This is a genomic window from Microbacterium pumilum (assembly GCF_039530225.1).
In the GTDB taxonomy this organism is placed as follows: Bacteria; Actinomycetota; Actinomycetes; order Actinomycetales; family Microbacteriaceae; genus Microbacterium; species Microbacterium pumilum.
Genome location: NZ_BAAAOH010000001.1, coordinates 1,016,597 through 1,029,498 on the forward strand (window position 1 = coordinate 1,016,597; position 12,902 = coordinate 1,029,498).

Here is a 12,902-nt window from a genome sequence, read left to right on the forward strand (position 1 = left end):
GGAACCTGCGTTTCCTGGACCGCGCACCATGTTGAGAGGACCCGCATGAAGCTCGCCATCGTCGGCGGCGGCTCGACCTACACGCCCGAGCTGATCGACGGGTTCGCGCGGTATCGCGACATCCTGCCGCTCGAGGAGGTCGCGCTCGTCGACCCCGATCCGCGACGCCTCGAACTCGTGGGCGGAATGGTGCGCAGGATGCTGGCCCGAGCGGGGCACCCGGCGCGGGTGGTCACGACGAGCGATGTGCGGGAGGGGGTCACCGGCGCGGATGCCGTCCTCATCCAGCTGCGGGTCGGCGGACAGGATGCTCGGCACGCCGATGAGACCTGGCCTCACGAGGTGGGCTGCATCGGGCAGGAGACGACGGGTCCCGGCGGGTTCGCGAAGGCCCTGCGCACCGTGCCCGTCGTGCTCCGCATCGCCGACGAGGTGCGTGCGCACGCCGCACCGGGAGCGTGGATCATCGACTTCACGAACCCGGTCGGCATCGTCACCCGCGCCCTGCTGCAGGCTGGGCATCGGGCGGTCGGGCTGTGCAACGTGGCCATCGGCTTCCAGCGGCGCTTCGCGGCGATGCTCGGCGTCGACCCGGACGAGGTCGCCCTGGGTCATGTGGGCCTCAACCACCTCACGTGGGAACGCAGCGTCTCGGTCGCGGGGCGCGACATCCTGCCCGAACTGCTGCGCGATCGACTCGGTGACCTCGCCGACGACGTGCACGCATCGCCCTCGCTGCTGACCCAGCTCGGCGTCGTGCCGTCGTACTATCTGCGGTACTTCTACGCTCACGATCTCGTGTTGGCGGAGCAGCTGGCGGAACCCTCGCGCGCCGAAGCGGTCCGAGCGATCGAGAACGAGCTGCTCACGATGTACGCGGACCCGTCTGTCGATCAGAAGCCCGAGGCGCTCGAGCGACGCGGCGGCGCGTTCTACTCCGAGGCCGCCATCGAACTGCTCGCGGCGATTCGAGGGGCCGACGCGCCGGCGCGTGTCGTGAACCTCCGCAACGGCGGTGTGCTGCCCTTCCTCCCCGACGACCACGTGATCGAGGTGCCGGCCCGGTACGTCGACGGCGTGTTCGTCGCCGAGCCCGTCGCCGCGCTGGATGACGACATCCGGGGACTCGTGTCGACGGTCGCGGGATACGAGCGGCTCGCTCTCGACGCTGCGGTCCAGGGCGGTCGTGACCGGGTCGTACGCGCGATGCGCGCGCACCCGCTGGTGCTGCAGCACGATCGCGCCGAGCGGCTCACCGACCTTCTGCTGCACGAGAACAGGGGGTTCCTGGAGTGGGCGCGGTGACCGGTCCGACGTCTACCGAGGTGATCGTCGCCGTCGACGGCGGGGGGATGAAGACGGATGCCGTCGCCCTGACGATGGGCGGCCGGGTCATCGCGCGCCGGCGCGGCCCCGGCAGCAGCCCGCACTTCGAAGGGCTCGCACGATCGGTCGAGATCGTGGACGAGCTCGTGCGCGACGTCACCGGCGACGCCGCCGTCCGGCATGTCGACCTCTACCTGTCCGGGCTCGACCTGCCCATCGAGATCGAGCGATACCGGGCCGCTGTCGCCGCGCTGCCGTGGGCGCGGGGCGGCCTCGTCATCGACAACGACCTCTTCGCACTGCTGCGAGCGGGCACCGACGAGCCGGATGCGGTCGCGATCGTGTGCGGCAGCGGCATCAACGCGGTGGGCGTGCGCGGCGACGGCGCGGTCGTCCGGTTTCCGTCACTCGGCCCTCTCTCGGGTGATTGGGGAGGTGGCTCGGGGCTCGGTCCCGAGGCGCTGTGGCACGCGGCGCGGGATGTCGACGGCCGCGGCGAGCGCACGAGCCTGACCTCGGCGATCTGCGCGGAGCTCGGCGTGGGCGCGATCGCGGAGCTGATAGAACAGCTGCACTTCGGAGAGCGTGACCAGGCCGACCTCTACGCCCTCGCACCGGTCATCTTCGCCGAGGCGTCGGCGGGGGATGCCGTGGCCCGCCGGCTTGTGGACCGCCAGGCCGACGAGATCATCGCGTTCGTCCGCGCCATCGTCCATCGCCTCGAGCTCGCTTCGCACGCATTCCCGATCGTGCTCGGTGGCAGCATCCTGCAGGGAGGCCACGCCATGCTCGACGAGCGCATCGCCGCCGGGATCTCGTCTGTTGCGCCGCATGCGCGGATCGTGCGGCCGGATGCGCCGCCGATCCTCGGCGCCGCGATCGCGGCTGCCCTGCATGCCGGGGTTCCGCACGACGCGGTTTCGCGGGTGCGGAGCGAATTCGCCGGCGAGGGTGCACCCACGCCGGTGTGACCCGACCTCCTTGCTCGGGCGCAGGTTTCGGCGCGGAGGGGCGGGCTCGTGAATGGCGCCGCTCACAGCCCCCAAGGGAACAGGACGGTGAAGATCGCGGCAGAGGCGATCAGGAACGAGCCGATGAATACCACGTCCCGAGCGCGGAACGGCACGAGGTGCCGCTCGGTGCGGTCGGGATACGCACCGAAAGCGCGCGCGTCCATCGCGAGTGCGACGCGTTCGGCATGGCGGATGGCGCCCGCCATGAGTGGAACGACATATCCGAACCATCGGCCGACCGCTGAGAAGGGACCGCGCCCACCGTGGGTCCCCCGCACGCGATGCGCCTGTCGGATGACCTCGAGCTCGTACCCGAAGCGCGGCACGAACCGGAATGCCGCAAGGGCCGTGTACCCGATGCGGTAGGGCACCCGGAGCTGCTGCACGGATGCGCGCACCGCATCCGGTCCGGTCGTCGACATTCCCGCGATGAGTGCAAGAGCGACGATCGCCGCGATGCGGAGGCCCGTTGCGAGGCCCACCTCGAGCGCCCCCCCGTACAGCATCCACGACCCGATCTGCCAGATCACGACGGACTGGTCGACCTTCGCCGGGTCGGTCCAGAGTGCGAAGCCGAGGCCGATGGCCGCGGCCGCGAGCGGGATCGCGATGAGGAGGATGACGAGGCGCCGGGTGAAGCTGACCCCGACGAGAAGGATCGCGTAGCTCAACGCGAGGAACGCGGCGGGAGTCGCGGCGTCTCGCACGAAGACCAGCAGCGCCATTGCGGGCAGCGGTGCGGCAAGTTTGGCGAGAGGGTTGAGGGCGTACAGGAAGCGAATGGATGACGCCGTCACATGGTCGGCGTAGGGATCGAAGCCCACGGCCGGCTTCTGTCCGGCGAGGACGGGTCCGCCGGCGGTCATGGCGAGCCTCCTGGTGATGCGACGGGCAGGTCGGCGAGCCGTGCGATGCGGGCGAGTTCGGGATGACGGTGCAGCCCTCTGAGGGCGCGTCGAAGGGGCGGCGGCCGAAGACCGGCCCCCTCGATGAGCTCGTCGTCGGCGAAGACGTCGGCGGTCGCGCCGGCGCGGACGACGCGCCCGTCCGCCATCACGATCGTGCGGGCGGCGTACTCCGCGACGAGCTGCATGTCGTGCGTCACCACGAGGATGGTCGTGCCCTCGTCGTTGAGCTCGCGCAGGAGCGCGAGCAGCTCGTCGGCGCGCGCGCGATCCTGCCCGAACGTCGGCTCGTCCAGGACCAGCACAGGCGCACCGGTCACGAGTGCCGTGCCGACCGAAAGCCGGCGCTTCTGGCCGCCCGACAGCAGGAACGGGTGCGAACTCGCCTTGTCGGCGATGCCGAACCGGTCGAGAAGCGCCACGGTGCGCTCGCGCACCTCATCCTCGGCGAGGTGCTGCAGGCGGAGCCCGTGCGCCACCTCGTCGAAGACCGTGTGCGCGATGAACTGGTGCTCGGGATTCTGGAACACGAAACCGATCCGCGACGACAGCGTGCGCGAATCCGCGCGTGACACATCGAGGTCGCCGATGCGCACCGTTCCGCGCGGCGGGGGGATGACCCCTGCGATCGCCTGGACAAGAGTCGTCTTGCCGGCCCCGTTCGCGCCGACGACCGCGGCGAACTCCCCCTGCCGGACGGTGAGCTCGACGTCATGGAGCACGGTGGTGCGACCGCGCCGGAGGGTGAGATCGCGCACCTCGATCAGCGCGGCGAGCGGCGTTTCGGTGTTCGTGGGTACGGACGCTTCGACAGGCGCAGCGACCGGTTGCGGCTCAGCGGCGGCTTGTAGCTGAGCGACCGGTTGCCGCTGAGCGACCGCTCGCGGCTCAGCGATGGCTTGTGGTCCCTGAGCTCGTCGAAGGGTCGCAGGAGACGCCGCGGGTCCGGCCTCCGCGTCGAGCGCCTCATGCAGCTCGGCCGGAGTCAACGGCAGCGGGTCGAGCGTGAAACCCGCGCGCCGCAGGCGCAGCGCCGCGAGTGCGGACACGGGCAGCCAGACGCCCATCGCGTGCAGTTCATCGGCCCGCAGTCGCAGCACCTCGTCGACCGAGCCGTCGGCGGCCAGGCATCCCTGCTGATCGAGCACGACGACGCGGTCGACGAAGCCGGCAGCCGCGTCGAGGTTGTGCTCGACGAGCAGCACCGCCCGATCCCCCTCGGCGATGAGCTCGGCGAGCGCCTCATAGACCTCCTCGATGCCGCGGGGGTCGAGGTTGGCGGTCGGCTCATCGAGCACGAGCAGCGGCGAACCCATGGCGAGCGCGCAGGCGATCGCGAGTCGCTGCCTTCCACCGCCCGAGAGGCGATCGGGATTCTCGCCGCGGCGCTCCCACAGCCCCACCCGGCGCAGCGCAGACTCGGCACGAGCCAGCACGTCCGCCACCGGCATCCGCAGGTTCTCGGGTCCGAAGGCGACCTCATCCAGGAGCGTCCCCGTCACGAGCTGCGCATCGGGGTCCTGGAACACCATGGCGACCCGCCGGCTGAGTTCGGCGACCGAGGTGCGGACGGTGTCGTCGCCGCCGACCTCGACGCGCCCCGAGACCTCGGCCGGCAGGGCATGCGGGATGAGTCCGTTCAGCGCGAGGGCGAGCGTCGACTTGCCCGACCCGCTCGGGCCCAGCAGCAGCACGACCTCGCCCGCGGCGATGTCGAAGGTGACGGATGCCGGAGTCGGCGTGGTCTCGCCGTCGTGAGTGACCGCGAGGTTCCGCACCTGCAGCAGCGGGGTGCCGGATGCGGCGCCGGCCGCCGGCGCGGCAGCGGGGTCGCGCTCGAGTGCGGTCACGTGACTTCCCAGCAGGAGTGAACTAAGTATCTCCTAACTTAGTGCACCCTTACCTGACCGGAGGGAACCTGGAAGAGGTCAGCCACGCCCCTGCCGAGGCACGCCGGCACGTCGCAGCGCGGCAGCGATCGCGAGCCCCGCCGCAGTCCAGAGCACCGGTCCGATGATGAAGAGAGCGATGTAGACGATCTGCGCCCAGAGGGGGAAGCGCGTCGCGTCGGTGGCGAACCAGATCGGCACCGCGACGACGACGCCGACGATGACGGCCGAGAGGAAGAAGCGCCACGGCTCCCACCGGCGGTACCGCCCGAGGGCGGCGATGCCCTCCTGCAGCCCGCCGATCAGCAGTGCGGTGCCGATGTAGCGGCCTATCCACAGCGGCACTACGGCGCTCGCGACGAGCGCGGCGATGAGGTGCGTGATGAGGGCGACCCACGGTTTGCGCAGCAGGTCCTGCGCGACGACTCCGGGCAGGACGTGGACGCCGAGGACGAGACCGTAGACGATCGGCAGACCGGCTGACACCGGGCCGCTCAGCGCACCGGCACCCGCCTGGACCACTCCCGCAGCCACCCCGATCGCGGCGCACGTGAGCAGCGTGCTCGTCGAGAGTCGGGATCGCTGGACCACACGCGCAAGCGTAAGCCCCCACCGGTTACGGACGCGACACGCCGCAACCCCCGGTCGTGACGCGGCGTGTCGCGTCCGTAACCGAACGGGAGGGGGAGGGGGCCCGGGTCACACCCGCCGCCGGCGACGCGTCAGACGCACGGCCGGAAGGGGCGGCGCCGGGATGCGCTCATCGCCGTGGTCGACGACGTGACCGAAGCGAGCGGATGCCGCCTCCCAGTCCTCACGGGCCTGCACGATCTCTTCGTGCGATCGGCCGACGAAGTTCCACCACATCACGATGTCGTCCTCGAACGGCTCCCCGCCGAGGAGGAACAGGGTCGCGCCCATCGTGCTCGCGACCTCCACGGAATCGCGTCGCACCCCGAGGTACAGCAAGTGCTCGGCGTCGAGCGAGACGAACGTCTCGGCGGCCGTCATCACCGTGACGTCGCCATCCACTCCGACGAGAGCGTGCTCCCACGCCTCGTCGAGCCGCACGCGCACGCGGGAGCCTGCCGGGATGCGAAGCTCGGCCCCGACGATCGGCGTGTAAGCGGTGGCAGGCGACTCGGCGCCCCCGAACGAGCCCAGCACCACGGTCGCGTTGCCGTCCGCGCCGTCGACGGCCTCGAGTGGGATGACCGGCAGATCCTCGTGCCGCTCGAACGCCGGCGCACCGTGGCGTCGGCCCTCGGGAAGGGCGACCCACAGCTGCAGCGCGTCGAGGGGAACGGCGTCCTCCCCCACCGAGTACTCCGAGTGGGCGATGCCGGCGCCGCTCGTCATGAGGTTGAGAGCACCGCGGCGGACGACCACATCGCTGCCGATCGTGTCTCGGTGGCGGACCTCCCCGACGAACGGCCACGCCACCGTCTGCAGGCCGATGTGCGGGTGCGGCTCGACCCGCATCCGGGTGACTTGCGGCCCGAACCGGTCGAGGAAGCACCAGGCACCCACCAGCGGCAGGTCGCGCTGCGGAAGGGCGCGCCTCACCGCCATCGCCCGAACGCCGCCGAGCGGCACCTCGCGGGTCTCGAGCAGCAGGGCCTTCGGGCCGTCGCACTCGGACGAGGCCTCCGTGGCGACGGCGTCGTCGGTGTCGAGTCTGGTCATGGCGGGGCCGTCATTCAGGGTGCGGGTGCGTGGGCCAGATCACGTCGAGGCCGGGCACGTCGTTCTTGCGGAGGTAGGCCGACACGACCGGGCAGTGCGGGATGACGGTCTCGCCGCGGCTCGCGACATCCGCCATCGCGCCCGCGACCAGCTGCTGGGCGATCCCACGGCCCCGGAACGCCGGGTCCACCTCCGTGTGCGGAAAGATCAGGCGGCCGCGCGTATCGGCCCGGAACACCGTGTAGCCCGCGAGCACGCCATCGACGTGGATCTCGTAGCGGCCGGCACCGTCATTGCGGGTGACGGACGGGTCTTCGGCGGAGTCTGTCATCGGCATCCCTTCGTCTTCTTCTTCAACGTAGGGGTGTGCCCGGCATTCCGCCACAGCCGCCGACGGTCGGTCGGGTCGTGGCATCGGTGGAAGAGTGGGACGATGCCCTCTCCTCTTCTCGAACACGTTCCCGCGGGCGCGGACGCGGATGCCGTCTACGAGGGCTTCGTCGAGTGGGCGGCCGAGCGGGGCTTCAGGCTCTATCCGGCGCAGGATGAGGCGATCATCGAGATCGTGTCGGGATCGAACGTGATCCTCTCGACGCCCACGGGCACCGGAAAGTCGCTGGTCGCCGTGGCCGCACACGTCGCCTGCCTGGCGCGAGGTGGGCGGACGTATTACACGGCGCCCATCAAGGCGCTTGTCAGCGAGAAGTTCTTCGCGCTCGTCGACATCTTCGGTGCCGAGAACGTGGGCATGGTGACGGGGGACTCGTCGGTCAACGCCGGTGCTCCGATCGTGTGCTGCACGGCGGAGATCCTCGCGAACGTCGCACTGCGACAGGGCGCCGACGTGGATGTCGACCAGGTCGTGATGGACGAGTTCCACTACTACGGCGATCCGGACCGCGGCTGGGCGTGGCAGGTGCCGCTGCTGCTGCTGTCGCGCGCGCAGTTCGTGCTGATGTCGGCGACGCTCGGCGATGTCACCGCGATCGCCGACGACCTCTCGCGTCGCACCGGTCGTCCCACCGCGCGCATCACGGGTGTCGACCGGCCGGTGCCGCTGCACTTCTCGTATGCGCGCACTCCCGTGCACGAGACCGTCGAAGAGCTGCTCGAGACCGGCCAGGCCCCCGTCTACATCGTCCACTTCTCGCAGGCGGCCGCCATGGAGCGGGCACAGGCCCTGTCGAGTGTGCGGATCGTCAGCCGCGAACAGCGCGACGCGATCGCCGAGGCGATCGGCGGGTTCCGCTTCACCACCGCGTTCGGGCGGATGCTGTCGCGCTACGTCCGCGCCGGCATCGGCGTGCACCACGCGGGCATGCTGCCGCGCTACCGGCGGCTCGTCGAGACACTCGCCCAGCGGGGACTCCTGCGAGTGATCTGCGGGACCGACACGCTGGGCGTCGGCATCAACGTGCCGATCCGGACGGTGCTGGTCACGGCGCTCGCGAAATACGACGGGCAGCGGATGCGGCAGCTCAGCGCGCGAGAGTTCCACCAGATCGCGGGACGGGCGGGACGGGCGGGATTCGACACCGCGGGAACCGTGGTCGTGATGGCCCCCGAGCACGACATCGAGAACGCGTCCGCGGTCGCCAAGGCCGGCGACGACCCGAAGAAGCTCCGCAAGATCGTGCGCAAGAAGGCGCCGCAGGGGTTCGTGAACTGGGGAGAGGCCTCGTTCGAGCGCCTGGTTGCGGCCGAGCCCGAGCCGCTCACGCCGCAGCTGCAGCTGACGGCCGCGATGCTCATCAACGTCATCGCGCGCGGCGGCGACGTGTTCGCGAACGTGCGGTCGCTCGTGTTCGACAACCACGAGCCCCGGGCGCGGCAGTACGAATTGGCGCGTCGCGCGCTCGGGATCTTCCGCACGCTCGTCGCCGCACAGGTGGTCGAGCAGGCCGAGGGCGGCGGCATCCGTCTCACCGTCGAGCTGCAGCCGAACTTCGCACTCAACCAGCCGCTGTCGCCGTTCGCGCTCGCGGCCATCGGGCTGCTTGATCCGTCCGATGAACGTTCACACGCGGCGCCGCTCCCAGAGTTCGCCGGAGGCGACGAAGTCCGCAGCGACGTCGCCGATCTCTCCGAATCCCGCGCACATCTGCGAACTCCGAGTGTCGCGCCGGGCAGCGCCGGCACCGGCCATTACGCCCTGGATGTCGTCAGCGTCATCGAGGCGACGCTCGACGACCCGCGGCCGGTGCTGTCGCAGCAGCAGTTCCTCGCTCGCGGCGAGGCGGTCGCGGCGATGAAGCGCGACGGCCTCGACTACGACGAGCGGATGGAGGCGCTCGAAGCGATCACGTATCCCAAGCCGCTCGAGGAGCTGCTCGTGCAGTCCTTCGAGGTCTTCGCATCCAGCCAGCCGTGGGTGCGCGACTTCGAGCTGTCGCCGAAGTCGGTGGTCCGCGACATGTTCGAGCGTGCGCTGTCTTTCGGCGAGCTGATCTCGGTCTATCAGCTCGCCCGCAGCGAGGGACTGGTGCTGCGATATCTCAGCGACGCGTACCGGGCGATCCGGCAGACCGTGCCTGCCGAGGCGCAGACCTCCGACCTGCTCGATCTCGTCGCATGGCTCGGCGAGCTGGTGCGTCAGGTCGACTCGAGCCTCGTCGACGAGTGGGAGGCGCTCGTCAACCCGGCGAGCGACCCTGACGCGCCGGTCGTGCCGCCGGCCCCGCCGTCCGTGCTGACGAACCGGCGGGCGTTCCTCGTGCTGCTGCGCAACGAGCTGTTCCGGCGCGTGCGGCTCGCCGCTCTGCAGAAGGACGACGAGCTCGCCGCCCTCGACCCTGACGTCGATTGGCCGGCGGCGCTCGACAAGTACTTCGACGAGCACGATGAGATCCTTACGGGCGGTCCGGCGCGATCGCCGCGCCTCGTCGAGATCGATGAGACGGATGCCGCCGCCACAGGTGTTTGGCGCGTCGAGCAGACCATCGACGATCCGGACGGCAACCACGACTGGCGGATCCGTGGCGAGGTCGATCTCGCTGCGTCGGAGGAGCTCGGCACCGCCGTCCTTCGCGTCACCGAGGTGCTGCGGCTGTAGGCGGCGGGTGTGAGCGCGCGGCCGGCGACACCGCGTTCGATCGTTCCCGTGCTGGCTCGCCGAAGTTCGATCGTTCCCGTGCTGGCTCGCCGAACCCGCACGTGCGGGGCGCACTTTCCGTGCTCTTTCGGCGAACCAGCACGGGAACGGCGGCTCGCGGCGTCGGCGACTCGGCTCGCGGCGTCGGCGACAACGGCGGCTCGCGGCGTCGGCGACCGGGGTGACTCGAGGCGTGCCGGCGCCCGGAGTGACTCGGGACGTGCCGGCGTCACCGCTCCTCCCCAGCGCCCACCCGAGGCTTGCCCTCCACGGTGCGCTGGCGCGGGCCGACGTGTCGCGGGTCGCGGCTACGCTGGGGCGGGTGAGTCTTCCGACCGGTGATCCCTACGCTGACCTGGCGTGGGATCCCGACGAGTTCGAGCCACCGCCCGACGAGTTCGCCCCTCCGCCCGACGACGTCGTGCCCCGGTCGGGCAACGACCGTCCGTTCTCGACACGCCCCGCAGGGCAACCCGTCGCTCCGACGTGGGCGGGCGCACCGCGCCGCGACTTCACGCGGTCCGACGCCCGTGAGGTGCTCCACGAGGTATACGGGTACGACGTCTTCCGAGGCGAGCAGCAGGAGATCGTCGACCACATCATCGCCGGCGGCGACGCCGTCGTCCTGATGCCCACCGGTGCCGGCAAGAGCGTCTGCTATCAGGTGCCCGCGCTGGTGCGCGAAGGCACCGGACTCGTCGTGAGCCCGCTCATCGCCCTCATGCACGACCAGGTCGACGCGCTCATCGCGAACGGCGTGCGCGCGGCGTACCTCAACTCGATGCAGACTCCGGCCGAGCGTGCGGGTATCGAACGGGCATACCTCGCCGGCGAGCTCGATCTGCTGTACGTGGCACCTGAGCGACTGACGCTGAGACAGGCGCAGGGTCCGAACGGGCTGGTGGCCCTGCTCGCGCGTGGTCGGCTCAGCGTCATCGCGATCGACGAGGCGCACTGCGTCTCGCAGTGGGGGCACGACTTCCGCCCCGATTACCTCGCGCTCGGCGACCTCGCGTCGCACTTCCCCGGCGTCCCGCGGATCGCCCTCACCGCGACGGCGACGCCGGCGACTCATCGCGAGATCACCGAACGCCTGCGGCTGCCCGAGGCGCGGCACTTCGTGGCGAGTTTCGACCGCCCCAACATCCAGTACCGCATCGAGCCGAAGGTCGACCCACGCCGCCAGCTCGTCGCGTTCATCCGCTCGCAGCCCGAGCGCTCCGCAGGCATCGTCTACGCGCTCAGTCGCAAGTCCGTCGAGCAGACCGCCGACTTCCTCTCCGCCCAGGGCATCGACGCACTGCCCTATCACGCCGGACTCGACGGAGCCGTGCGATCGGCCAACCAGTCGCGGTTCCTGCGCGATGACGGGGTCGTGATGGTCGCGACGATCGCGTTCGGCATGGGCATCGACAAGCCCGACGTCCGCTTCGTGGCGCACATCGATCTGCCGAAGTCCGTCGAGGGCTACTACCAGGAGACCGGGCGCGCGGGCCGCGACGGCGACCCCGCGATCGGGTGGATGGCCTACGGCCTCGGCGACGTCGTCCAGCAGCGACGGCTCATCGAGCAGAGTCCCGGCGATCGGGTCTACAAGCAGCGCCTGGGTCAGCACCTCGACGCGATGCTCGCGCTGTGCGAGACCGTCTCCTGCCGCCGCCAGAACCTGCTCGAGTACTTCGGCGAGGCATCGGGTCCGTGCGGCAACTGCGACACCTGCCTCGAGGCACCCGACACGTGGGACGGACTCATCCCGGCGCAGAAGCTGCTGTCGACGATCGTCCGCCTGCAGCGCGAGCGCGGCCAGGCTTTCGGGGCGGGCCACCTCATCGACATCCTGCGCGGCAGCTCGACCGACCGCATCCGTCAGCAGGGCCACGCGTCGCTCTCGACGTACGGCCTCGGCGCCGATCTGTCGGAGCAGGACTGGCGCAGCGTGATCCGCCAGCTGCTCGCGCGCGGCATCCTGGTCGCGCAGGGCGAGTACGGCACCCTGGCGCTCGGCGAGCCCGCCGCGGCCGTGCTGCGAGGCGAGTCGCCCGTTCCGCTTCGGCGCGATGTGCTGGGCCGCACCGGCGCGGCGCCGCGCGTGCGCAAGGCCGCGGCGTCCGAATCGGTGGATGCCGCTGACCGGCCGCTCTTCGAGGCGCTGCGTGAGTGGCGCGCGGGTGTTGCGAAAGAGCTCGGCGTGCCCGCGTACATCGTGTTCGGCGATGCGACGCTTCGCGCGCTCGCGGAGCACAGACCGAAGTCGCTCGCCGATCTCGACGGCGTAAGCGGCATCGGCGCGAAGAAGCGCGAGGCGTACGGCGATGCCGTGCTCGAGGTGGTCGCCGCCGCTGCCGCGTGACGCTGCTCTTGCTGGGGCCGCCAGTGCGCCGCAAGCACCGCGGCTCGCGCTCCCTGACTGTTGCCTGGGGAACCGGAGCATGTTGTCCGGAATGGCTCGCCGATCGCTACGGTTGACCACACCATGAGCCTTCGCGACATCCCGATCAAGACCATGGAGGGCACGGAGACGTCCCTCTCCGAATTCGACGGCAAGGCGGTTCTGGTCGTCAACGTCGCATCTCGTTGCGGCCTCGCCCCGCAGTACGAGACGCTCGAGAAGCTGCAGCAGAAGTACGGCGAGAGAGGACTCCAGGTCGTCGGATTCCCGAGCAACCAGTTCCTCCAGGAGCTGCGCTCGAACGATGCGATCAAGGACTACTGCTCGCTGACCTGGGGCGTCACGTTCCCGATCTTCGATCGCGTCAAGGTCAACGGGCGCCACGAGCACCCGCTGTACACGGAGCTGAAGAAGACCCCCGACGACCAGGGCAAGGCCGGCAAGGTCGAGTGGAACTTCGAGAAGTTCCTGGTGACGCCCAGCGGCGAGGTGCGGCGGTTCCGTCCCAAGACGGTGCCGGATGACCCCACCGTGATCGCGGCGATCGAGGAGAGCCTGCCTGCCTGAGGCGACCCCGGCCGCGCTCGCCGCTGCGGCGATCGG

10 protein-coding genes are annotated in these 12,902 nt (G+C 70.5%); 5 read left to right on the top strand and 5 right to left on the bottom strand.

What is annotated here, in order from left to right:
- Window positions 1–45 precede the first annotated feature (45 nt).
- Together ABD188_RS04665 and ABD188_RS04670 are read left to right on the top strand one after the other, a co-directional pair.
- On the top strand, window positions 46–1,305 hold the full coding sequence (locus tag ABD188_RS04665; RefSeq protein WP_344058998.1) for a family 4 glycosyl hydrolase: 1,260 nt from the start codon (window positions 46–48) through the stop codon (window positions 1,303–1,305).
- A complete protein-coding gene (locus tag ABD188_RS04670) occupies window positions 1,302–2,297 on the top strand; it encodes an N-acetylglucosamine kinase (protein WP_344059000.1) in 996 nt (331 codons plus the stop codon). The genes ABD188_RS04665 and ABD188_RS04670 overlap by 4 nt, the downstream gene beginning before the upstream one ends.
- Before the next feature lie 62 nt (window positions 2,298–2,359).
- Here the strand turns inward: ABD188_RS04670 and ABD188_RS04675 are convergent, their stop codons facing one another.
- The 5 genes from ABD188_RS04675 to ABD188_RS04695 all read right to left on the bottom strand — a co-directional run bounded on the left by ABD188_RS04675 (window position 2,360) and on the right by ABD188_RS04695 (window position 7,150).
- Window positions 2,360–3,205 carry an energy-coupling factor transporter transmembrane component T family protein gene (locus ABD188_RS04675; protein ID WP_344059001.1) on the bottom strand — a complete coding sequence of 282 codons (846 nt, stop codon included), beginning with the start codon at window positions 3,203–3,205 and terminating at the stop codon, window positions 2,360–2,362.
- Window positions 3,202–5,094 (bottom strand): ABC transporter ATP-binding protein, encoded by a 1,893-nt coding sequence (locus tag ABD188_RS04680; RefSeq protein ID WP_344059003.1) that lies wholly within the window; start codon window positions 5,092–5,094, stop codon window positions 3,202–3,204. The genes ABD188_RS04675 and ABD188_RS04680 overlap by 4 nt, the downstream gene beginning before the upstream one ends.
- A gap of 78 nt (window positions 5,095–5,172) precedes the next feature.
- A complete protein-coding gene (locus ABD188_RS04685; protein ID WP_344059005.1) occupies window positions 5,173–5,724 on the bottom strand; it encodes an ECF transporter S component in 552 nt (183 codons plus the stop codon).
- A gap of 108 nt (window positions 5,725–5,832) precedes the next feature.
- Window positions 5,833–6,819, bottom strand: a complete 987-nt coding sequence (locus ABD188_RS04690) for a pirin family protein (RefSeq protein ID WP_344059007.1) — start codon at window positions 6,817–6,819, stop codon at window positions 5,833–5,835.
- A gap of 10 nt (window positions 6,820–6,829) precedes the next feature.
- Entirely contained in the window at window positions 6,830–7,150 is a 321-nt protein-coding gene (locus tag ABD188_RS04695; RefSeq protein WP_344059009.1) for a GNAT family N-acetyltransferase, read from the bottom strand.
- A 102-nt stretch (window positions 7,151–7,252) separates the two neighbouring features.
- On the opposite strand from ABD188_RS04695, the gene ABD188_RS04700 reads away from it, so the two are divergent.
- The 3 genes from ABD188_RS04700 to ABD188_RS04710 all read left to right on the top strand — a co-directional run bounded on the left by ABD188_RS04700 (window position 7,253) and on the right by ABD188_RS04710 (window position 12,866).
- Window positions 7,253–9,871: a DEAD/DEAH box helicase gene (locus ABD188_RS04700; RefSeq protein WP_344059011.1), complete on the top strand. Its 2,619-nt coding sequence runs from the start codon at window positions 7,253–7,255 to the stop codon at window positions 9,869–9,871.
- A 361-nt stretch (window positions 9,872–10,232) separates the two neighbouring features.
- Window positions 10,233–12,260 carry a DNA helicase RecQ gene (gene recQ, locus ABD188_RS04705; protein ID WP_344059013.1) on the top strand — a complete coding sequence of 676 codons (2,028 nt, stop codon included), beginning with the start codon at window positions 10,233–10,235 and terminating at the stop codon, window positions 12,258–12,260.
- Window positions 12,261–12,383: 123 nt separating this feature from the next.
- The gene (locus ABD188_RS04710; RefSeq protein WP_344059015.1) at window positions 12,384–12,866 is read left to right on the top strand and encodes a glutathione peroxidase; all 483 of its coding nucleotides are present in this window, start codon (window positions 12,384–12,386) and stop codon (window positions 12,864–12,866) included.
- Window positions 12,867–12,902: the final 36 nt, after the last annotated feature.

What these genes read in the sequence shown, in the direction of transcription:
- ABD188_RS04675 (WP_344059001.1), bottom strand. Translation starts at nt 3,205, where the DNA reads ATGACCGCCGGCGGACCCGTCCTCGCCGGACAGAAGCCGGCCGTGGGC.
- ABD188_RS04665 (WP_344058998.1), top strand. Translation starts at nt 46, where the DNA reads ATGAAGCTCGCCATCGTCGGCGGCGGCTCGACCTACACGCCCGAGCTG.
- ABD188_RS04700 (WP_344059011.1), top strand. Translation starts at nt 7,253, where the DNA reads ATGCCCTCTCCTCTTCTCGAACACGTTCCCGCGGGCGCGGACGCGGAT.
- ABD188_RS04710 (WP_344059015.1), top strand. Translation starts at nt 12,384, where the DNA reads ATGAGCCTTCGCGACATCCCGATCAAGACCATGGAGGGCACGGAGACG.
- ABD188_RS04690 (WP_344059007.1), bottom strand. Translation starts at nt 6,819, where the DNA reads ATGACCAGACTCGACACCGACGACGCCGTCGCCACGGAGGCCTCGTCC.
- ABD188_RS04695 (WP_344059009.1), bottom strand. Translation starts at nt 7,150, where the DNA reads ATGACAGACTCCGCCGAAGACCCGTCCGTCACCCGCAATGACGGTGCC.